The 20,947-nt window shown below is 38.6% G+C and carries 20 protein-coding genes and 1 riboswitch; of the genes, 15 read left to right on the top strand and 5 right to left on the bottom strand.

What is annotated here, in order from left to right; all coding sequences use genetic code 11:
- Positions 1-12: 12 nt before the first annotated feature.
- The 10 genes from A2J09_RS13615 (at position 13) to A2J09_RS13570 (ending at position 9,451) form a co-directional block, all read left to right on the top strand.
- Complete coding sequence (locus A2J09_RS13615) at positions 13-975, top strand: ABC transporter permease (RefSeq protein ID WP_012295751.1); 963 nt, start codon at positions 13-15, stop codon at positions 973-975.
- A 2-nt stretch (positions 976-977) separates the two neighbouring features.
- Positions 978-1,844 carry an ABC transporter permease gene (locus A2J09_RS13610; protein ID WP_012295750.1) on the top strand — a complete coding sequence of 289 codons (867 nt, stop codon included), beginning with the start codon at positions 978-980 and terminating at the stop codon, positions 1,842-1,844.
- A 17-nt stretch (positions 1,845-1,861) separates the two neighbouring features.
- Positions 1,862-2,884, top strand: coding sequence for an ABC transporter ATP-binding protein (locus tag A2J09_RS13605; RefSeq protein ID WP_031416448.1), 1,023 nt, complete (start codon positions 1,862-1,864; stop codon positions 2,882-2,884).
- Positions 2,868-3,875: an ABC transporter ATP-binding protein gene (locus A2J09_RS13600; RefSeq protein ID WP_036162342.1), complete on the top strand. Its 1,008-nt coding sequence runs from the start codon at positions 2,868-2,870 to the stop codon at positions 3,873-3,875. The genes A2J09_RS13605 and A2J09_RS13600 overlap by 17 nt, the downstream gene beginning before the upstream one ends.
- 61 nt (positions 3,876-3,936) lie before the next feature.
- Positions 3,937-4,890, top strand: coding sequence for a DUF1177 domain-containing protein (locus A2J09_RS13595; RefSeq protein ID WP_036162340.1), 954 nt, complete (start codon positions 3,937-3,939; stop codon positions 4,888-4,890).
- On the top strand, positions 4,883-6,151 hold the full coding sequence (locus A2J09_RS13590; RefSeq protein ID WP_012295746.1) for a M20 family metallopeptidase: 1,269 nt from the start codon (positions 4,883-4,885) through the stop codon (positions 6,149-6,151). Before A2J09_RS13595 ends, A2J09_RS13590 begins: the two co-directional genes overlap by 8 nt.
- Positions 6,152-6,285: 134 nt before the next feature.
- Complete coding sequence (locus A2J09_RS13585) at positions 6,286-7,047, top strand: IclR family transcriptional regulator (RefSeq protein WP_031416445.1); 762 nt, start codon at positions 6,286-6,288, stop codon at positions 7,045-7,047.
- A gap of 11 nt (positions 7,048-7,058) precedes the next feature.
- The gene (locus A2J09_RS13580; protein ID WP_012295744.1) at positions 7,059-7,982 is read left to right on the top strand and encodes an aminopeptidase; all 924 of its coding nucleotides are present in this window, start codon (positions 7,059-7,061) and stop codon (positions 7,980-7,982) included.
- 241 nt (positions 7,983-8,223) lie between these two features.
- Positions 8,224-8,685 carry an NUDIX domain-containing protein gene (locus A2J09_RS13575; RefSeq protein WP_036162914.1) on the top strand — a complete coding sequence of 154 codons (462 nt, stop codon included), beginning with the start codon at positions 8,224-8,226 and terminating at the stop codon, positions 8,683-8,685.
- On the top strand, positions 8,675-9,451 hold the full coding sequence (locus tag A2J09_RS13570; protein WP_012295742.1) for an alpha/beta hydrolase family protein: 777 nt from the start codon (positions 8,675-8,677) through the stop codon (positions 9,449-9,451). The genes A2J09_RS13575 and A2J09_RS13570 overlap by 11 nt, the downstream gene beginning before the upstream one ends.
- Before the next feature lie 80 nt (positions 9,452-9,531).
- Here A2J09_RS13570 and A2J09_RS13565 read toward each other — a convergent pair whose 3' ends face one another.
- Complete coding sequence (locus A2J09_RS13565; protein WP_012295741.1) at positions 9,532-10,488, bottom strand: alpha/beta hydrolase; 957 nt, start codon at positions 10,486-10,488, stop codon at positions 9,532-9,534.
- 84 nt (positions 10,489-10,572) lie between these two features.
- Positions 10,573-12,159, bottom strand: coding sequence for a phosphoenolpyruvate carboxykinase (ATP) (gene pckA / locus A2J09_RS13560; protein WP_012295740.1), 1,587 nt, complete (start codon positions 12,157-12,159; stop codon positions 10,573-10,575).
- A 391-nt stretch (positions 12,160-12,550) separates the two neighbouring features.
- Positions 12,551-12,669: riboswitch (SAM riboswitch) on the top strand.
- Positions 12,670-12,953: 284 nt separating this feature from the next.
- On the opposite strand from pckA, the gene metK reads away from it, so the two are divergent.
- Positions 12,954-14,150 carry a methionine adenosyltransferase gene (gene metK / locus A2J09_RS13555; protein ID WP_012295739.1) on the top strand — a complete coding sequence of 399 codons (1,197 nt, stop codon included), beginning with the start codon at positions 12,954-12,956 and terminating at the stop codon, positions 14,148-14,150.
- Positions 14,151-14,325: 175 nt separating this feature from the next.
- Here the strand turns inward: metK and A2J09_RS13550 are convergent, their stop codons facing one another.
- Positions 14,326-14,838 (bottom strand): gamma carbonic anhydrase, encoded by a 513-nt coding sequence (locus A2J09_RS13550; RefSeq protein WP_012295738.1) that lies wholly within the window; start codon positions 14,836-14,838, stop codon positions 14,326-14,328.
- A 134-nt stretch (positions 14,839-14,972) separates the two neighbouring features.
- Here A2J09_RS13550 and A2J09_RS13545 point away from each other — a divergent pair, with 134 nt between their 5' ends.
- Entirely contained in the window at positions 14,973-15,779 is an 807-nt protein-coding gene (locus tag A2J09_RS13545; RefSeq protein ID WP_012295737.1) for an alpha/beta hydrolase, read from the top strand.
- A 126-nt stretch (positions 15,780-15,905) separates the two neighbouring features.
- Positions 15,906-17,414 carry an alanine/glycine:cation symporter family protein gene (locus tag A2J09_RS13540; protein WP_036162337.1) on the top strand — a complete coding sequence of 503 codons (1,509 nt, stop codon included), beginning with the start codon at positions 15,906-15,908 and terminating at the stop codon, positions 17,412-17,414.
- Positions 17,415-17,473: 59 nt separating this feature from the next.
- Here the strand turns inward: A2J09_RS13540 and A2J09_RS13535 are convergent, their stop codons facing one another.
- Positions 17,474-18,052, bottom strand: coding sequence for a tRNA 5-(aminomethyl)-2-thiouridylate-methyltransferase MnmM (locus A2J09_RS13535; RefSeq protein ID WP_012295735.1), 579 nt, complete (start codon positions 18,050-18,052; stop codon positions 17,474-17,476).
- The gene (locus A2J09_RS13530; protein ID WP_031416441.1) at positions 18,049-19,005 is read right to left on the bottom strand and encodes a tRNA modification radical SAM protein MnmL/YtqA; all 957 of its coding nucleotides are present in this window, start codon (positions 19,003-19,005) and stop codon (positions 18,049-18,051) included. The genes A2J09_RS13535 and A2J09_RS13530 overlap by 4 nt, the downstream gene beginning before the upstream one ends.
- A 226-nt stretch (positions 19,006-19,231) precedes the next feature.
- On the opposite strand from A2J09_RS13530, the gene A2J09_RS13525 reads away from it, so the two are divergent.
- On the top strand, positions 19,232-20,410 hold the full coding sequence (locus A2J09_RS13525) for an MDR family MFS transporter (RefSeq protein WP_036162335.1): 1,179 nt from the start codon (positions 19,232-19,234) through the stop codon (positions 20,408-20,410).
- Between the two features lie 146 nt (positions 20,411-20,556).
- Positions 20,557-20,904 carry an ArsR/SmtB family transcription factor gene (locus A2J09_RS13520; protein WP_012295733.1) on the top strand — a complete coding sequence of 116 codons (348 nt, stop codon included), beginning with the start codon at positions 20,557-20,559 and terminating at the stop codon, positions 20,902-20,904.
- The last annotated feature ends 43 nt before the right edge of the window (positions 20,905-20,947 follow it).

Below are 20,947 nucleotides of genomic sequence, written 5' to 3'. Positions count from 1 at the left end.
GGTCTTTGTAGGATGGGTTCATTTATTTTAAGAAGGTTAGTAAACCTTATTCCCACACTGTTAGTAGTTGGTATCATCGTATTTATTATTACGCGAATGATTCCAGGTGACCCAGCTTCTGTCATGCTTGGTCCCCAGGCTAGTGTGGAAGATGTAGAGAATTTAAGAGAAGAGCTGGGGTTGAATAAGTCAATGCCTTCACAATTTATATCATATGTAGGTGATTTAGCTCGGCTGAATTTGGGCTATTCCTATTCTTATAGCGAGTCTGTTTTGGGGCTTATTATCGAAAGATTCCCAAATACAGTTGTACTGGCACTAGCAGCCTTATTAATAGCTGTTGTAATAGGAATCCCAGCAGGTATATTGGCAGCTAGAAAACAAAATACAATAATTGATTATGTTGTCATGCTTGTGTCACTAGTAGGAGTATCCATGCCAATTTTTTGGTTGGGGATCATGCTTGTTTTATTCTTTAGTGTCAATCTTGGCTGGTTCCCTGCGACTGGGATGGGGAATATGAGTGAAGGTTTCTGGCCTTATTTGAAGCATTTAATTTTGCCTGCCTTTGCTTTAGCAACAATTCCGATGGCCACATTCGCGCGTATTACACGTTCGAGTATGTTAGAGGTCATTTCACAAGATTATATTAAAACAGCACGTTCTAAAGGTATTAAAGAATATTTGGTTATTGGTAAGCATGCCTTTAAAAATGCTTTAACGCCAATCTTAACAGTACTAGGTATGCAAATTTCTAATTTACTAGGTGGTGCCGTTTTAACAGAAACAATTTTTAGCTGGCCTGGGATGGGTCGACTGATTGTAGATGCAATAGATAAACGTGACTTTGTCGTTGTACAAGGTACAGTTATTTTCATTGCCTTTATTTTTGTACTAATTAATTTGATTGTTGATGTGCTGTATAAGGTTGTGAATCCAAAGGTCAATCTTGAATCGAATGGAGGGAAGAAATAACAATGACTCAAGCAGTTGTCAATGAAACTAGAAAAAGAAATACATTGTTGCGAAAGTTGCTTAAAAATAAATTAGCAACAATTGGGTTAGTGATTGTATCCTTGATGGCCATTGTTGCTATCTTCGCTCCGTTAATTGCAACCCACCCACCAAATGAAATGACTGTTGGTAAATCATTTCTACCCATGAATACCGAAGGACATTGGCTTGGAACTGATAACTATGGTCGAGATTTGTTTAGTCGTTTAGTTTATGGAACTCGAATATCTATGATTGTTGGGATTGCAGCAGTGTTATTTGGTGCTATGTTTGGTACATTACTTGGTCTTGTGGCGGGATATTTTGGGGGTCGTAGTGACTCTATTATTATGCGTACGATGGATGGCCTTTTCGCCTTTCCATTCATTTTATTAGCTATTACACTTATGACGGTATTAGGACAAGGGCTTGTCAATGTTATTGTCGCCATTGGTATAGCCAATATCCCAGGGTTTGCTAGGCTTGTTCGTGGTCAGGTTTTAAGTGTTAAAGAAGAAGAGTTTATTGAGGTGACGCATTCCTTAGGGGCTACACATTCACGAATTATTTTTAGTCATATACTACCCAACTGTTTAGCTCCATTGATTGTCTATGGAACGATGAGTACAGCAGGAGCTATTATTTCGGAGGCTGCGCTTAGCTTTTTAGGGTTAGGGGTACAACCTCCAACAGCTTCATGGGGGAGCATTTTAAAGGATGGTAAAGACTTTTTAGTATTAAATCCTCAAATGGCGACATTCTCAGGTATCTGTATTTTATTAACAGTCCTTGGAATAAACCTTTTAGGGGATGGGTTACGTGATGCATTAGATCCGAAAATGAAAGTTTAATGAAAGGGGGTGGCGTCATGACTGAACGTTTACTAGATGTAGAAAACTTGACAGTAGAATTTAAAAGTGGCGGCTCTACAATGAAAGCTGTTAATGGAGTTAATTTACAATTGAATAAGAAGGAAACACTAGGAATAGTTGGCGAGTCTGGATCAGGGAAAAGTGTTACTGCCACTGCTCTCATGCGTTTGATTCCCTCTCCGCCAGGAAAAATAACGAACGGAGCCATCCATTTTAATGGACGCGATTTAATGGGGGTTTCAGAAAAGGAAATGCGAAATGTCCGAGGCAATGAAATGTCGATGATTTTTCAAGACCCTATTACCAGTTTGAATCCCGTTTTAACAGTGGGCAATCAAATTTTAGAAGTGATCCAAGCTCATGAACGCTTATCCAAGAAGGATGCAGCAATAAAAGCTGTTGATATGCTGAAAATGGTTGGTATTCCAGAGCCAGAAAAGCGTTTGAAAATGTACCCTCATGAATTTTCAGGTGGGATGCGTCAACGTGTCATGATTGCTATTGCGCTTGCTTGTAATCCACAGTTACTTATTGCTGATGAACCAACTACAGCATTGGATGTAACTGTGCAGGCTCAAATTCTTGATTTGATGAAAAAATTACAGCTAGAACATGATACGGCCATTATTATGATTACGCATGATTTAGGTGTAGTTTGGGAGCTTTGTGACAAAGTGAATGTCATGTATGCAGGTCGTACTGTGGAGTCAACTACGACAAGACAGCTCTATGAAAAGCCTTTACACCCCTATACTTGGGGATTATTAGAGTCGCAGATTACGATGGGGACACATGGACAGCAAAGGTTGCCGGCCATCCCAGGAAGTCCACCCGATTTAACAATGCCGCATAGTGGTTGTCATTTTGCAGCTCGCTGCCCATTAGCAACGGATATATGCCGTAGTACAATACCCGATTTAGTGGAAGTCCAGGACAATCATTTTGTAGCCTGCCATTTGCAATCAAAAGGTCAAATTGTCGCAAGGAAGGTGGGGGTTTTTCATGCAACAGCCCAATGAATTGATCTTAAAGGTAAATAATTTAAAAAAGCATTTTCCTATTAAAAGCTCAATTCCTTTTAAAAAGTCCACCCAATTTGTGAAAGCAGTAGATGGGGTAAGCTTTGAATTATTTAAAGGAGAAACACTTGGGATTGTGGGTGAATCAGGCTGTGGGAAATCGACGGTTGCTCGTTTAATCAACCAGTTAATATCACCAACCGAGGGCATTGTTGAGTTTAAGGGAACCGATTTAGCAAGCTTAAATACGAAGGATATCCGCTCTGCACGAAAATCTATACAAATGGTTTTCCAAAATCCCTATGCATCATTAGATCCTCGTAAAACGATTGAATATTTAATTGCTGAACCATTAGTGATACATGGTATAGGCGATGAATCATCACGTAAAAAGCGTGTCATGGAACTACTTGAAACAGTAGGATTGAGTGCTTATCATGCAAAGCGCTATCCCCATGAGTTTTCAGGTGGACAAAGACAGCGCATCAATATTGCACGGGCGCTTGCTCTCCAACCAGATATTGTTGTGTGTGATGAACCTGTATCCGCCTTAGATGTATCTGTACAGGCACAGGTAATCAATCTATTAAAAGATTTACAGAAGGATTTTGGTTTAACCTATATTTTTATTTCACATGATCTCAATGTTGTAAATTATATGTGTGATCGCATTGCTGTGATGTATTTAGGCAAAATTGTTGAAATGGGCACATATAAGGAAATTTATGATAATCCTCAACACCCATATACACAGGCTTTGTTATCGGCCATTCCTAAGGAAAATCCTTTTGATACAAAGGAAAGAATTATTTTAACAGGGGATGTTCCTAGTCCTGTGAATCCTCCGAGTGGCTGTGCTTTCCATAAACGTTGTCGTTTTGCCACAGACAAATGTGCAAAAGAGCAACCCATACTCGATACGGTGACAGTAACCCATCAAGTATCATGCCATTTATGGAAAGCTATTCAGCAAGAAGAATCTACAATATAGATGAATAACTTACGAATCGTAATGAATAAAATTTTTAGATAGAAAAAGGAGCGGACTAATTATGTCATTGAAGTATGTTATGGAGTTATACGAGGTAATGGATAGTATGTATGTAAATGGTGAGGTGATTAAAGAATATTTACACACTATTAATCCAACAGCAGATGTAGTAGTAAAAACCATTAAAGGTGAAAGTGGATCAACCGATTTTGTCCGCGTTCTAGTGCAAGGAAAAAGTGGAAAATCCTCAGGTGGCCATGCACCTACATTAGGTATCATCGGTCGCTTAGGAGGTATTGGGGCACGCCCTGAAATGACGGGCTTTGTATCGGATGGAGATGGTGCACTAGCCTGTATGGCCGGCGCAGCAAAAGCAATTGATATGGCATTAAAGGGTGACCAGTTAGAGGGAGATGTAATTTTCTCCACTCATATTTGTCCAACTGCACCCACTTTACCACATGAGCCAGTGCCATTTATGAATTCTCCCGTCGATATTAGCGTCATGAACGAGAATGAAGTGGAAGAATCAATGGATGCTATTCTTTCGATTGATACAACAAAAGGTAATCAAGTATGTAACCATAAAGGATTTGCCATTACACCGACAGTTAAAGAAGGTTACATATTAAAAATTAGTGATGATTTGCTGCAAATCTACACGCAATCAGCCGGTATTGCACCTGTTGTACTGCCATTGACAATGCAAGACATTACCCCATATGGGAATGGCCTATTCCATATCAATAGTATTTTACAACCCGCTGTGGCAACATCAAGTCCCGTTGTAGGTGTAGCGATTACAACTGAATCTATTGTGGCAGGCTGTGCAACAGGTGCAACACATGTTACAGACGTAGAGAGTGTTGTTCGATTTGTCTTAGAAGTAGCGAAAACGTATGGTGCTCATAAATGTTCGTTCTTTGATGAAAAGCAGTTTACACATATGAAGAATTTATACGGTAGCATGAAGCATTTACAAACTAAAGGAAATGAGGTGCAAGCACATGAATGACTTACATGCTCTAAAAATGAAATTAGTAGATGAAGTAGAAAATCATCAAGCAGAGTTAATTGATTTTTGTTCGAAACTCATTCAAATTCCAAGTGTTAATCCCCCAGGAGATACGACTGAGATAACAGCCTTTATCGAGCGCTATCTAAATGATGTAGGCATTGTTTACCAAAAATATGAAGCTACTGATAAAATGTTTAACTTAGTAGCTTCTATTGGAAAGGATGAAGGCAAAGAACTAATTTATTGTGGGCATACAGATGTCGTGCCTGTTGGAGATTTATCTAAATGGGATTTTAATCCTTTCTCTGGAGAAGTGAAGGATGGTTGGATGCTTGGTCGTGGTGCAAGCGATATGAAGGCGGGTTTAGCAGGTATTATTTTTGCAACAAAATTACTCAAGAAATTGAATATTGAATTGCCAGGAAAATTAACATTAGCAATTGTACCTGATGAAGAAACTGGTGGAGAATATGGTGTTCCTTGGTTGTTGGAGCGTGGTTTAATAAAAGGCGATGGATGTTTAATTGCAGAGCCTTCATCTCCATTAAATCCGACAATAGGGCAAAAAGGGTCCTTCTGGTTTGAATTAGAGGTGCATGGGGAACCAGGACATGGAAGCTTATCCCCTTTAGCAGGTCGTAATGCAATTAATGATGCAATCCGTGCTATTCAAGAAATTCGCACACTATGGGACATGAATATTGTCATTCCTGAGGAAGTACAGTCACTAATAGAAGTATCGAAAAAATACATGCGTGAAGTGGAGAAAGACCGCCTGAAATATCAAGAAGTACTAGAGAAAATTACTGTAAATATTGGTACAATTGAGGGGGGGACGAAATCCAACGTTATCCCAGATTATTGTAAGGTACAGGTCGATTGTCGCTTACCATTCGGTATTACACAAGAAGAAGTAACAGAAATCTTGAAGAATAAATTAGATGCCTTAGACATTGAGTATTCGATCAGACGTTTTGGTTTCAAAAGTGTAGCCAATTATACCCCAGCTGAAAATCCTGTTTGCCAATCGATTGTGGAAAATATTTCATTTGTAACAGGGTTAGAAGCTTATGGTGTCATGCAATGGGCAAGCAGTGATGCTCGACATTTCAGACAGTATGATATTCCGGTTTTACAATATGGGCCAGCCTATTTACCAAGTATTCACGGGTATAATGAAAAAGTGCGTGTTGAGGATATCGTACGCTGTGCAAAAGTATATATTACTGCTGCTATTGATTTCCTCTATCAAAAGTAAGAGATTAGCTACTCTCTTACTTTTGCTAAAGTGATGTCAGGTGCTTATGGCTGTTAAATCTTTCAATTAATTCCCCCTTAAGAGAGAGATTTACAGCCGTTTGTACAGATAAATAGATCAAAAGGATGAGAGATATGCTAAAGACGTTAAATTTATCAATTGAGGTTTTAAAAATGTTTACAAAGGAAAAGCCGGTGTGGGGTGGTCGAGAGTTAGCGATGGCGATGAATATGAATCATACAAATTTATATCGCATTCTTGAAACATTTGAGAATAATGGGTTTATTACAAAAGATCCTGTAACCAAAAAGTACTCCTTGGGTATTGCATTATGGGAAATTGGTATGAATATGTATGATTCATTAAACATAGATCAGCTATGTATGCCTATTCTTGATAACTTAAAGGATGTTACTGGTGAAACCGCTATATTTACAGTTTTGAATGGGTTGGAAGCTTTAACTTTATTAAAAGCAGAGCCTGTGAATAAGGTGAAATTTACTGTTTCAAGAGGAAGTAGATCTCCGCTTTATGTAGGTGCTTCCTACCGTTCGATGCTTGCTTTCCTAAGTGAAGAGCAAATTTCTAAGGTTATTGATGAACCACTAACTGCCTATACAACGAATACGATGACGAATGCAAATGACATACGATTAGAGCTTGAAAAAATTCGTAGTTGTGGCTATGCGATAAGTAACAGTGAATATTCCGTCGATGTATTGGCACTTGCTATGCCTATTTTTAATAGTGACAAAAAGGTCGTAGCTTCTATTACTGTTTCTGGTCCCATCTACCGATTTACAGAACAACGGGTACCAGAATTTTTAGGGCCTTTAACAGAGGCTAGAAATGAAATAGAAGGAATCATTCGTAGATATCATTTAAATTTTAATTAAGGAGTACTATTATGCAGCATTTACATGATATTGCACTGAAGGTATTAAAAGATCATTTAAATGTTCAATCGTCAGAAACGCTTTTAATTTTGACAGATGTTCAAAAGCAAGACTTAGCAACCATCTTTTATAAGGCTGGGCTAACAATAACAGCTAATACAATGTTTATGGTTATGCCGTTATTAGAAAAATCAGGGCAGGAGCCTATTCAAGCAGTTTCATCGCTTATGGCAAATGCTGATGTCTCACTTTGTTTGACCGCTCACTCCTTAACACATACAGTAGCATGCAAAAATGCCTGTGAAAAAGGTGGACGTGTAGCGACAATGCCCGGTATTTCATGGGAAATGCTTGAACAAGGTGCGCTTCATGCGGATGCGCAAGAGATTGAGGAAATGGTAGAAAAGTATGTCCAGCTGCTCGATATGGCGGCAGAAACTCGAATTGTCAAAGATGGTCATGAGCTAATATTTAGTATTGCAAACCGTTTAGGCATTCGTTCAACTGGCGTTATTCGCCAAGCAGGAGAGCATGGTAATATACCCTCGGGTGAATCCTATATTGCGCCGATAGAAACATCTGCAAATGGGGAAATTTTAGTGGATGGTTCGATTGCTAATATTGGTGTCTTAAAGGAACCATTATTATTGAAAATTTCAAACGGACGATTAATAGAAGCTATTGGTCCGGATGGTCCTCGATTGCTGGAGTTACTTGGGGAAGGGAATGGTCGAATCATTGCAGAGTTCGGCATTGGAGCTAATAAAAGTGCCATTTTATGTGGAAATGTACTGGAAGATGAAAAAGTCTATGGGACAATCCATATCGCATTTGGTAGCAATACGCCATTTGGTGGAGCAAATGCAGCGGATGTCCATATTGATTGTGTAGTAAAAAATCCGATTGTTTATTTCGATGGTGAACGAGTAATGTAATGAAAAGCGTGACTTCATAAGAAGCACGCTTTTTTGCTTGCTTGACCTATATTTAGAGTTGCTTGTTTCTGTATGATTACACTATAGTTAAATTAGATAAGCTAGAGGAAATTGAATGATTTGCACCTAGTGGAAATGCATGGCTAGCAAAGCAGAAATGATAAATTCAATACGCCTATAAGTGTAGGCAATGAAAAAATAACTTCTGTTATTCAGCATGAAAGAACGTGAGGTTGAAGATATGTTAACATTTACAGATTTACATGGCCTGCGCGTAGATTTGAGTTTTACGAGAGGTGAGTTTGACGTAGAACCCAAACACGTCCTTGTTTTTTTAAAGCACCAAAATAAGTGGCTATGTACTATTCATAAAAGACGTGGTGTCGAGGTGCCAGGGGGCAAACTGGAGAAAGGTGAAACGCTAGAGGATGCAGCCATAAGGGAAGTGTATGAAGAAACGGGTGTCCGTGTGAAAAATCTTCAATGGTTTGCAGAATATGCGGTTCATGACGCCAGCTTATTTTGTAAAACGGTTTTTACAGCACAATTTGCTGGGCAGGAGGACATTGAATTTGATTTAGAAACATCCGGTATGCTGTGGTTAACTGATGAGGAATTTGCCCATCATCCAAACTTAAGCTTTCATATGAAGGATGAGGGAATGGAGAAAATGCTGGAGGAGCTGAAAAGACGTGACAAATAATGGTGATATCGTTGAAAAGCGTGCATATCCTTCACCCAATCCAGCAATACGGTTAACAGAAATCACTTATATATCACAGGGCTTGCGAATAAAAGGACTTTTAGCAGAGCCGAAGACTGAAGGTACATATGATGGCTTTTTATATTTAAGAGGGGGTATGCAAAGTATTGGCATGGTAAGGCCCTCGCGTATTGCCCAATTTGCCGCTCAAGGTTTTATCGTCTTTGCACCTTATTATCGTGGGAATAGAGGTGGCGAAGGCAAGGATGAGTTTGCAGGGGCAGACCGTTATGATGCTGTTTATGCTGTCGATGTACTGAAGCAATTTTGCAACGACAATATACATGTTTTTGGCTTTTCGCGTGGAGGTATCATGGCTCTATGGACAGCTATTTTACGAAGGGATATTACTTCCGTTGTGACATGGGCTGGAGTCTCTGATGCAACGGCCACTTACTGGGAACGTACAGATATGCGACGGATGATGAAGCGCGTTATCGGAGGAACACCCAACCGTGTACCGGAAGCCTATGATGCTCGTACACCTTTATTCGAAGTTGAGCATATAACAGCCCCAGTGTTAATTATTCATGGCTATCAGGATGAGAATGTGGATATAGAGCATGCTAGACAGCTGGCATTTTTTTTAGAGGATGCTCATAAAACATACGAAACATGGTATGACCTTCATTATGCACATCAATACCCACCAGCTAAAAATCGTGAAACCGTTCGTGCTCTTTGTGAATGGATGAAGCAACATTAGAAAATGAAAAAATTAATGCCCCTTCCTTTACATAGCTATCATCTGGAGATGAATAGTATTCTAAAGGAAGGGGCGTTTAATTATTTTGTATAAGTTTCCAAGAATTGTTGAATCGTTTCCCAATAGAGCTCGCCTGCTAAGCTTTCCGCACCACCGTGACCAGCCCCTTCGACCATTAACTTTTGTTTCGGTACATTTGCTGCTTCATATACGTCATCCAACATGGTCGAAGGAACAAAAGTATCGTTGTCTCCATGAATAAACAGCATAGGGGTTTTCGATTTTGCCACTTGATCAACAGCACTAGCTTCTGCTAGTGTATAGCCTGCTTTTAGTTTAGTTACGACCGAAGAGAATTGCATAATTGGGAAAGAAGGTAAGTGAAAGATGGCTTGTAACTGATAGGAAAATTCATCCCATACGGAAGAATACCCGCAATCCTCAATAATTGCCTTTACATTTGAGGGCAAATCCTCGCCTGAAGCCATCATGACAGTGGCTCCTCCCATCGAAACCCCAAATAGAACGATTTCAGCATCTTCATTCATATTTACAATGTCGTCAATCCATGAAATTACATCAAAACGATCATGCCACCCCATGCCGATATAATCACCTTCACTTTGACCATGTCCTCTTGCATCGGGAATGAGTACATGATAGCCCATATCATAAAATTGTTTAGCATACTTAGTCATTTGTGTACCATCACTTGAATAGCCATGAAAGATAATTGCCCATTTGTCTGTGGGATGGCTGTTTTGGATAGAGTATGCATGTAGCTTAAGGGAATCAAAGGATGGAATTGACTTCTCCTCAGAATGCTTGTTAAACCACTGCTCACGTGCCTCTTTCTCTCGAGCTTCATCTGAATTGCTATCGATTAGATTGTGGGGGGCATCTAGAACTGCTGTTTTATCAGTATCAGGATTTAATGCCAGATTATAAAAGTAGTTGCCTGCAAAAAAACCAGCACCAATAATTAATGCCAATAATATAGTAATTAATGCTACTAGTAATTTGTATTTTCTTTTCATATGTATCTCCTATATTAGCTTCTGTTTATGTATGGGAAAGAAAAAGAGAACGAATCATATCGTTCCCTTTTCTTGTTCTAGTTGTTATTTTAATGGACCACCAAGTGTAGTAATGGCTTCCGAAACGTTTGCAAATTTCTTGAAGTTTTCGTTGAATAAGCCTGCAAGTTCAGCAGCTTTAGCATCGTATGCAGCTTTATCTGCCCATGCTTCACGAGGATTTAACACTTGCGAAGGTACACCTTCAACTGCTGTTGGGATGTGTAAGCCAAACACAGCATCTTGTGTCGTTTCAACATTTGTTAATTTACCATCGATAGCTGCACGTACCATTGTACGTGTATAAGAAAGCTTCATACGGCTACCAGTACCATATTCGCCACCAGTCCAACCAGTGTTCACTAGGTATACTTGTGCGCCATGTTCATCAATTTTTTGACCTAACATTTCTGCATACACTGTTGCAGGAAGTGGAAGGAATGGAGAACCGAAGCAAGTAGAGAATACTGGTTCTGGCTCTGTTACACCACGTTCAGTTCCAGCAAGTTTTGAAGTGAAACCACTTAAGAAGTGATACATAGCTTGCTCTTTTGTTAATTTGCTGATAGGAGGTAATACGCCAAACGCATCAGCTGTTAGGAAGATGATTGTTTTTGGATGACCTGCTACAGATGGATCAACAATATTTTCGATGTATTGGATTGGATAAGCTACACGTGTATTTTCTGTTAATGAGCCATCATCATAGTCACAAATACGAGTTTCTGGATCAACAGCTACGTTTTCTAAAACAGAACCGAAGCGGATTGCATTGTAGATTTCTGGTTCTTTCTCAGCAGAAAGGTTGATCGTTTTTGCATAGCAACCCCCCTCAATGTTGAATACTCCATTATCAGACCAACCATGTTCATCGTCACCGATTAGCTTACGGTCTGGATCAGCGGATAATGTCGTTTTACCAGTACCAGATAAACCGAAGAATAATGCTACATCGCCAGCTTCACCAACGTTTGCTGAACAGTGCATAGAAAGGATTCCTTGTTGTGGTAATAAGTAGTTCATAATTCCGAAAATAGATTTTTTCATTTCACCAGCATATTCAGTACCACCAATTAAGATAATTTTCTTTTCAAGTGATACAATGATGAATGTTTCAGAAGCAGTACCGTCAACCGCAGGATCTGCTTTAAAGTTAGGAGCTGAGATGACAGTGAAGTCTGCAACATGCGAAGCTAATTCTTCTTTAGTCGGACGGATAAATAATTGATGAGCGAAAAGGTTGTGCCAAGCGTATTCATTAATCACTTGGATGCTTAATTGTGAATCTTTGTCAGCACCAGCAAAACCTTTGAATACGAATAATTCATCACGTTCTTTTAAATATTTTATTACTTTTACATACAGATTATCGAACACTTCAGAGGAAATTGGTTGATTGACTTTACCCCAGTCAATTTGATCTTTTGTGCTTTCTTCTTCTACTGTATATTTATCTTTAGGTGAACGACCAGTGTATTTGCCAGTTTCTGCACGAACTGCGCCATCTACTGTTAACATTGCCTCACCACGAGAAGTAGCTTTTTCTGCTAATTGTGGTACTGAAAGTTGAACATTAATGTTACCGCCGTTTAATAATTCCTTCAGTTCGTTTGCAATTTCTACTGAATTCATCGATTAAATACCATCCTTTTTTATAGTATTCCCTTGGTTTAGAGGGATTTTTTCTTAATTTCAAAAATAGTATAACACAATGGGTTAAATAATCTATACTAATTAAGAAATTATTTTAGAGTTTTTATTACTTTTCAATAAACTGACAAAAAATAATGTTTTTCGAGTAGAAAACATTCAATGCTACAGTAAATTGTCTAAAATTTGAGCCACACATATGTTACCACAAGAAGCTAGGTATGTTGTAGGGATTAAATTTCTTCTATTTACATCATCACCCAAGTATGAAAATTTTATGGTGATAATTTTGTTCTTCCTTTCTATACAGTAATACATAAGAAAATATTTGACAACGATTGACCTTTTCAGTAACATGAAAATTGAACGGATACTCTTATCCCGAGCTGGTGGAGGGTCAGGCCCTGTGAAACCCGGCAACCTGCATGTATTATTTCACAACATGCGTTGGTGCCAACCTGATGCAAGGGAAAATCCCTTGAACGATAAGAGTGAAAGGTAACGAAGTCATTATTCCTTTCCTCATGTATAGTAACGTGAGAAAAGGATTTTTTTATTGTTAAAAATTAATGTAAAGGTAAGTATATGTAGTTCTTTCCTTATTATAATGACGGGTCTTTCGAAATCCTCGTGTTTTTAAGTAGCAGTTATTTTTTCTCGTAAAGTGAAATGACAACAACAGCGGCTTGAGAGAGTTCAATCCTTAGGAGCGGACTTGACATGGGTAATGAGTACCGTACAAATACTTTTTGTAAGAGTAATAGGAGGAAAACTAAATGACAAACCGTCGACTGTTTACATCAGAAAGTGTAACAGAAGGGCATCCAGATAAAATCTGTGACCAGATTTCGGATGCCATTTTAGATGCTATTTTAGCAGAAGATCCAAATGCACGTGTAGCGTGCGAGACAACTGTAACAACAGGATTAGTATTAGTAGCAGGAGAAATCACTACTTCTACTTATGTAGATATTAAAGGCATTGTACGTGATACTGTGGCGGAAATTGGATACACACGTGGTAAATATGGCTTTGATGCTGAAAACTTAGCAGTACTTGTAGCAATTGGTGAGCAATCTCCAGATATTGCCCAAGGCGTTGACCAAGCTTTAGAGGCCCGTGAGGGTTCTATGACAGATGCAGATATTGAAGCGATTGGTGCAGGAGACCAAGGCTTAATGTTTGGCTATGCATGTAATGAAACACCCGAGTTAATGCCATTACCAATTAGCTTAGCTCATAAATTAGCACGTCGTTTAACAGAAGTTCGTAAATCTGGGGAGTTAGCTTATTTACGCCCAGATGGTAAAACACAAGTAACAATTGAGTATGATGACAATAACGTACCTGTTCGTGTCGATACAATTGTTATTTCAACTCAGCATGATGAAGAAGCAACACTTGAACAAATTCAGGCCGATCTAAAACAATTCGTGATTGCTCCTGTAGTGCCAAGCGAATTATTAGATACAAACACAAAATACTTTATCAATCCAACTGGCCGTTTCGTAATTGGCGGACCAAAAGGAGATGCTGGTTTAACGGGCCGTAAAATCATTGTTGATACATACGGTGGTTATGCACGACATGGTGGTGGTGCATTCTCAGGTAAGGATGCAACAAAAGTAGACCGTTCAGCTGCCTATGCGGCACGTTATGTAGCTAAAAATATTGTAGCAGCTGGTTTAGCAGAACGCGCTGAAGTACAGTTGGCTTATGCAATTGGCGTTGCACAGCCTGTTTCCATTGCTGTAGATACATTTGGTACAGGAAAAGTGACGGAAAGCAAAATTGTAGAATGGGTTCGTGAACTATTTGATTTACGCCCAGCAGGTATCATTAAAATGCTTGATCTTCGTCGTCCAATTTATAAACAAACTGCAGCTTATGGACACTTTGGTCGTACAGATGTAAACGTCCCATGGGAACAAACTGATAAAGCTGACGCATTACGCATAAAAGCACAGCTGTAAACTATTGTGCTAAAGTGCTGAAGTCTTTAGAAAATTATTCTAATGTATTATGAACAAAAGGGGCTTTTCTGCCCCTTTTGTTTTTTTGCAAAAATACCTCGCCCTTATTCCTTGAACAAATAGTGTCATGGAAAGCGAGGAATTTTTTATGAAGGTACAATTTCTTTGTAGGTTTTTATTTTTGTAGAGATTTATAATACTGACCCTTTTCAGCGTATTCACGTACGATACGTTCCATATCCTCTTTATCCTCAGCATTTAATTCTCGTACAACTTTGGCTGGACGTCCTAATGCTAAGCTATTTGGAGGAATGACTTTACCAGGAGGCACTAAACTTCCGGCTCCAATAAATGCACCCTCTCCAATCTCCGCACCGTCTAAAATAATGGAGCCCATTCCGATTAAGGCTTTTTTTCGAATGGTACAGCTATGTAAAGTTACTTGGTGTCCTACTGTGACCTCATCTTCAATAATGAGTGGAAACTTAGGACTTTGATGTAAGCAGCAAAGATCTTGTATACTTACTCGTTTACCTATTATTGTTGGGGAAACATCGCCGCGGATCACGGTATTGAACCAAATAGTTGTTTCAGCTCCAATAGTTACGTCTCCAGTAATGGTTGCGTAATCGGCAATAAAAACAGATGGATCGATCGTTGGTGTTTTATCTTTGAATGGATAAATCATGAGAATCGCCTCTTTTCTTTTTGTAGATATAGTATTATCGTATCAAATACGCAACTTTAAGGAAATATAAAATTAAAATGAGCTGTTATTTCGATATAATCAAAGTGTAATTATTTTTTAGGAGGACTATGTAAATGTGGAAATGGGAAGCTGATGGACAAGCAAAGGCTGTGATTGCTATTCTTCATGGTGCTTATGAAAACCACCGTTGGTATGCATGGCTGATAGAAAAATTAAGATTGGAAGGCTTCCACATAGTCATGGGAGATTTACCGAATCATGGTGTCAATGCAAGATTTGCCCGTGTCCATGATGAGGACTTCAAATTGTACAATAAATATACAAGAAATTTGATTGAGAATGCATTTTCATATAATTTACCAACCTTTGTAATAGGACATGGACTAGGCGCTACTTTAGTTCTTCATACAATGCAAAAGAAAAAGTATGAGTGTGCAGGTATTATTTTGACATCACCATGGCTGCAATTGAAGCTATTACCAGGTAAATTATCAAATGCTTTAACAAGCCTGAGTGCATTAACAGCAAATGTAAAATTGACACATGACCTGACATTTGAAAAATTGACGCGTAGCGTAGAGGGTAGAGAAGAAATGAAGGATGATATACCATTTATGTCTGTAGTTTCGGTGAAATGGTATCGTGAGCTTCAGCAGATGATGAGAAATTTAGTTATGCTACCTAAGGACGAATTTCCTAATATGCCTATGTTAATTATGACAGCTGAAAAAGATAAAATTACGGAAACTCGACAAATGCGTAATTGGCTTCATCAACAAGAGTTAACGGAATTTCAATTTAAAGAATGGGCAAATTGTTATCACAATTTATTTCATGAAGTAGAGCGTGAAGAGATTTTTATGTACATTCGAGATTTTATCAATAATGCTCTTAGACGAATTGGATATATAATAAAATAGTTTCGATCCCTTCTAAATAGTAGGATACTTACTTAATTATTATTACTTGAATATAATATTGTAATTTTCTGAAAAGTGTAATAATATAGTGACTTAAAGTAAGGTAATTCAAATTGGAGGGGTAAGATGGATGTAGTTGTTGGTAAAATGAATGACATATTATGGGGACCTTGGTTTATTTATGGTATTTTATTGATTGGGCTTTTTTTCTCAGTCATTACAAGGTTCCTGCAAGTAAGGCATATTAAAGATATGTTCGTGCTAATGTTTAAAGGGGAGAAATCAGAAAAGGGGATTTCCTCCTTCCAAGCAATGTCTATCGCTCTATCGGGTCGTGTAGGTACAGGGAATATCGCCGGTACTGCAACAGCTATTGGGATGGGGGGACCTGGTGCTGTCTTTTGGATGTGGGCAATTGCTTTCATTGGTGCGGCAACCGCATATGTAGAGTCTACTTTAGCGCAAATCTATAAAGAAGAGAAGGATACTGAATACCGTGGTGGACCGGCCTATTACATAGAAAAAGGAATGGGTCAAAAATGGTTTGCAGTGATTTTCGCTGTAGCTGCTTTAATTGCTATGCTTATACTTATGCCAGGTGTGCAATCTAATGCCATTGCAGGAGCTGTTGAAAATGCCTTCGGTATTGAAACTTGGATTACAGGACTAATTATTGTTGTTTTACTCGGTGCCATCATTATTGGAGGCGTTAAATCGATTGCCAACGCCGCACAAATTATTGTACCGTTCATGGCATTAGCTTACATTATTATGGCTATTATTATTATCGCTATGAATATTTCAGAGGTACCATCTGTCTTTGCTTTAATTTTCTCAAGTGCATTTGGAGCACAAGAAATATTTGGAGGTATTATTGGCTCCGCGATTGCTTGGGGTGTGAAACGAGGAATCTATTCAAACGAGGCTGGTCAAGGGACTGGTGCGCACCCTGCTGCTGCAGCAGAAGTATCTCACCCTGCTAAACAAGGGATTGTCCAAGCAGCGTCTGTATACATTGATACATTATTAATTTGTTCAGCTACAGCCTTTATGATTTTATTTACAGGTATGTATAATGTACAAGATGAAAAGGCAGTTGAAGGAACAGATTCATTTATTCACGTTGGGGAATTCAATAAAGGTGGCTTAACGGGTGACGAGCAAATGACATTTGCTAAAAGTATTAAGGAAGGTGCTGCCTATACGCAATATGCAGTAGAATCATCCTTACCTGGATTTGGCGCACCATTCGTAGCTATCGCACTATTCTTCTTTGCCTTTACTACGATTATGGCTTACTACTATATCGCCGAAACAAATGTCGCTTATTTATTTAGAGGTAGTACCGAAAAGGTTTTCATTTGGATTGCGAAAATCGCTATTTTAGTCGCAGCATTCTATGGCACGGTTCGTACGTCTGAACTGGCTTGGGCTATGGGGGATGTTGGCCTTGGTTTAATGGTATGGATTAACGTTCTAGCTATTTTAATTATTATGAAACCAGCCATTGTTGCATTAAAAGATTACGAGAAGCAGAAAAAAGAAGGAAAAGACCCTGTCTTTGATCCTCGTAAACTAGGCATTAAAGGTGCAGATTTCTGGGTTGACTATAATGAAGAACGTAAAAATAAATAGGTAAAGAGAAAGGCTAACTAATAGTTACAACTATACTATTAGTTAGCCTTTTAAATTGTCTATAAAGTAGGATAATCCTTCATCTTTTCTAACGCAATGATGAATGGAGGATCATTTTGCTGATTGAGAAATTCGTATTTTAAAACATGTACATATTTTTGTGGAAGCTGGCTGACATAGTCAGTCACGGTATCTCGCTCTTCTTTGCCGCCAGGGTGGCCGTGATAAATAACAAGAATGATTAGACCGCCAACTTTTAAAAGCTTAAGCAAGTCTTCAATAGCTTGTATGGTTGTAGTAGGCTTGGTAATAATATCATGATTGCTACCAGGCAAATAGCCGAGATTAAAGATGGCTGCAGCTACTGGCTTGTGTATAAAATTGGCTACTTCTTCATGCCCTTTATTTAACACAAGAGCCCGATGCTCCAAACTTTGATCTAGTAGACGATGTAGCGTTGCATCCACTGCTTTTTTTTGAACATCAAAGGCATAAACTTGCCCTTCATCCCCGACTAGCTGTGCTAAAAATAGCGTATCGTGGCCATTTCCAGCAGTGGCATCAACAACCGTATCTCCTTCCTCCACACTATCTTTTAGTAGCTGCTGAGCATATTGTAAAACTCGTTGTAGTTTCATTTTCCAACCTCAGCTTTATAAAATTTCCCTTGCCAACTACCACGACGCTCCAATTCGGCATCGATGCCATTTAATACTTCCCATTTATTAACGCTCCACATTGGGCCAATCATTAAATCTATAGGTCCATCACCTGTAATGCGATGAATGACCATATCAGGTGGTAAAATTTCTAGCTGATCAGCGACTAGTTTTGTATAAACATCCTGATCTAAAAATTCAAGCATCCCTTTTTCATATTGCTTCACCATTGGGGTCCCTTTTAATAAATGAAGTAAGTGGATTTTAATACCTTGAACATCTAGCTTGGCCACTGCACGAGCTGTTTCCATCATCATGTCATAATCTTCAAGCGGTAGACCATTTATAATATGTGAGCAAACACGAATACCATGCTTCCGAAGCTTTTCAACGCCCTCCACATAGGTTGCATAATCATGCGCACGATTAATAAGATTTGCTGTTTTTTCATGAACAGTTTGAAGACCAAGCTCAATCCATAAATACGTACGTTCGTTTAATTCTGCTAAATATTCTACAACATCATCTGGTAAACAATCAGGGCGAGTAGCGATAGAAAGGCCTATAACACCTTCCTGCGCCAAAGCAGCTTCGAATTTTTCCTTTAAAACAGGGAGCGGGGCATGTGTATTTGTATAGGCTTGAAAATAGGCCATATACTTGCCATCTTTCCATTTTTGATGCATTTTGTCTCGAATTTCAGCAAATTGAACATCGATCGGATCAACTTTATTACCTGCGAAGTCACCAGAGCCTGCTGCACTGCAAAATGTACAGCCACCAAAGGCAACCGTACCATCACGGTTTGGACAATCAAAGCCAGCATCTAATGCTACTTTAAATACTTTGTGACCAAATTGATCGCGTAAATAGCGGTTCCATGTATAGTATCTTTTCCCTTCTGAAGGAAAAGGAAAATTTATTTCTGTCATTTATTTCACTCCTCTAACGCCTTATTTTATCATGAGCACCTCGTTCCGTCATGGGGTAAGGGTTTATCCTGCAAGATGCTACTCTAACTTTTAATTGTATCTAGTAAATTATAGCTATTTATAGTATTTAATAAAATGTAAAAAGGGTAAATTTATTTTCCTTGTACTTTCAAGTATTTCAGCATAAACTAGCTATTTAGAGAAGCGAAATAATGGAGGTCATCAAATGCCAAAACGTGTTTGGTTTTTAATTATCGGAATGCTTGTGAACACAACAGGTAACTCATTTTTATGGCCTTTAAATGCCATATATATGCATGATTATTTAGGGAAATCCTTAGCGATGGCTGGCTTTGTGCTGATGCTGAATTCTGCTGCAGGTGTTTTAGGTAATCTATTAGGTGGTTACCTATTTGATAGAATTGGTGGCTATAAAGCCATCATGCTTGGAATCCTTTTAACAATTGCTTCATTAATTGGTTTAACGCTCTGGCACGGTTGGCCACATTATGTATGGTTTTTAACAATACTAGGCTTTAGTGGGGGGATTGTTTTTCCTAGCATGTTCGCATTGGCCGGAGCTGCCTGGCCAGAGGGTGGACGAAAAGCCTTTAATGCCATTTATTTGGCTCAAAATGTCGGTGTTGCTGTAGGTCCTGCACTTGCAGGTGTGGTGGCCGATTATCAATTTGACTATGTGTTTAAGGTCAATTTAGGGATGTATATAGTATTCTTTTTCATTGCTTTACTTACATTTAAACGTTTAGAGGTAGGGAGTATTGCACCAAAGAATGTGGTCGGTGAAAGTAAGCGAATTATTAACAAGGCACCATTCTATGCCTTATTAATCATTAGTTCGTCCTCCGTTTTATGTTGGTTAGCCTATTCGCAATGGAGTGCAACGATTTCATCTTATACGCAAGATTTAGGTTTAGGATTAAAGCAATATAGTTTACTATGGACGATAAATGGTCTGCTAATTGTTATAGGGCAGCCGCTCATTGCGCCGCTTGTAAAACGTTGGGAACATCAGTTAAAACGACAGTTGGTTTTTGGTGTCATCTTAATCGCTATATCCTTTGGTATTATCGCCTTTGCGAGTGATTTTAAAATGTTTGGTGCAGCCATGCTTGTCTTAACTTTTGGAGAAATGTTTTATACACCAGCATTACCAACTATTGCTAATCAACTTGCGCCAAAAGGCCGACAAGGATTCTATCAGGGAATTATCAACAGTGCTGCGACCGGTGGACGTATGATTGGTCCTTTATTCGGTGGAATTATGGTGGATCAATTTGGCATGATTCCTCTCGTTTTAACATTAGTAGTAATTGTACTGTTCGCGATTATACCATGTCTTATTTATGATTATCCTCTAAAGAAGAACAACATAGTAGTAGATTAATAGTGAAAAATGTAAAGAGCAAATCAAGTATTCCACACTTGGTTTGCTCTTTTTTAAATAGTAGATATTGAAAAATTATCGATTGAGGCGTACAATCATACATATTCAAATATTTGAATATGTAGTTGTATGGAGGGATTTATTTAATGGAAGAAGGATTGCAGCAGTTTAAGGCAGATTTTTTTAAAGCGTTAGCACATCCATTACGTATAAGAATATTGGAACTTCTTGTAGATGGTCAGAGGAGTGTTAATGAGATTCAAGATTGCTTAGAGAAAGAGGGCTCCGCCGTTTCTCAGCAGCTAAGTGTATTACGAGCTAAAAATATTGTTTATGGAGTGAAAGAAGGCAAAAAGGTTTACTATTCTTTAAGCGACCCAATGATTGGTGAATTACTTGGCGTGGCCAAGGATATTTTTAATAACCATTTAGTTCATACCATTTCAAGATTAGAGGAAATGACGAGTAATGATAGTGACGAAGAAAATAAGTAACCTCCATAATGTGGAAAAGTTATGCTTTGCTTATTATTGGGAA

The organism is Lysinibacillus sphaericus (genome assembly GCF_001629735.1).
Taxonomy (GTDB): domain Bacteria; phylum Bacillota; class Bacilli; order Bacillales_A; family Planococcaceae; genus Lysinibacillus; species Lysinibacillus pinottii.
This window is presented reverse-complemented; position numbering and strand designations above follow the sequence as displayed.

Coding starts and splice junctions, on each gene's coding strand:
- A2J09_RS13615 (WP_012295751.1), top strand. CDS start 13: ATGGGTTCATTTATTTTAAGAAGGTTAGTAAACCTTATTCCCACACTG.
- A2J09_RS13545 (WP_012295737.1), top strand. CDS start 14,973: ATGTGGAAATGGGAAGCTGATGGACAAGCAAAGGCTGTGATTGCTATT.
- A2J09_RS13525 (WP_036162335.1), top strand. CDS start 19,232: ATGCCAAAACGTGTTTGGTTTTTAATTATCGGAATGCTTGTGAACACA.
- A2J09_RS13590 (WP_012295746.1), top strand. CDS start 4,883: ATGAATGACTTACATGCTCTAAAAATGAAATTAGTAGATGAAGTAGAA.
- A2J09_RS13520 (WP_012295733.1), top strand. CDS start 20,557: ATGGAAGAAGGATTGCAGCAGTTTAAGGCAGATTTTTTTAAAGCGTTA.
- A2J09_RS13610 (WP_012295750.1), top strand. CDS start 978: ATGACTCAAGCAGTTGTCAATGAAACTAGAAAAAGAAATACATTGTTG.
- pckA (WP_012295740.1), bottom strand. CDS start 12,159: ATGAATTCAGTAGAAATTGCAAACGAACTGAAGGAATTATTAAACGGC.
- A2J09_RS13550 (WP_012295738.1), bottom strand. CDS start 14,838: ATGATTTATCCATTCAAAGATAAAACACCAACGATCGATCCATCTGTT.
- A2J09_RS13565 (WP_012295741.1), bottom strand. CDS start 10,488: ATGAAAAGAAAATACAAATTACTAGTAGCATTAATTACTATATTATTG.
- A2J09_RS13605 (WP_031416448.1), top strand. CDS start 1,862: ATGACTGAACGTTTACTAGATGTAGAAAACTTGACAGTAGAATTTAAA.
- A2J09_RS13580 (WP_012295744.1), top strand. CDS start 7,059: ATGCAGCATTTACATGATATTGCACTGAAGGTATTAAAAGATCATTTA.
- A2J09_RS13575 (WP_036162914.1), top strand. CDS start 8,224: ATGTTAACATTTACAGATTTACATGGCCTGCGCGTAGATTTGAGTTTT.
- A2J09_RS13595 (WP_036162340.1), top strand. CDS start 3,937: ATGTCATTGAAGTATGTTATGGAGTTATACGAGGTAATGGATAGTATG.
- metK (WP_012295739.1), top strand. CDS start 12,954: ATGACAAACCGTCGACTGTTTACATCAGAAAGTGTAACAGAAGGGCAT.
- A2J09_RS13585 (WP_031416445.1), top strand. CDS start 6,286: ATGCTAAAGACGTTAAATTTATCAATTGAGGTTTTAAAAATGTTTACA.
- A2J09_RS13540 (WP_036162337.1), top strand. CDS start 15,906: ATGGATGTAGTTGTTGGTAAAATGAATGACATATTATGGGGACCTTGG.
- A2J09_RS13530 (WP_031416441.1), bottom strand. CDS start 19,005: ATGACAGAAATAAATTTTCCTTTTCCTTCAGAAGGGAAAAGATACTAT.
- A2J09_RS13600 (WP_036162342.1), top strand. CDS start 2,868: ATGCAACAGCCCAATGAATTGATCTTAAAGGTAAATAATTTAAAAAAG.
- A2J09_RS13535 (WP_012295735.1), bottom strand. CDS start 18,052: ATGAAACTACAACGAGTTTTACAATATGCTCAGCAGCTACTAAAAGAT.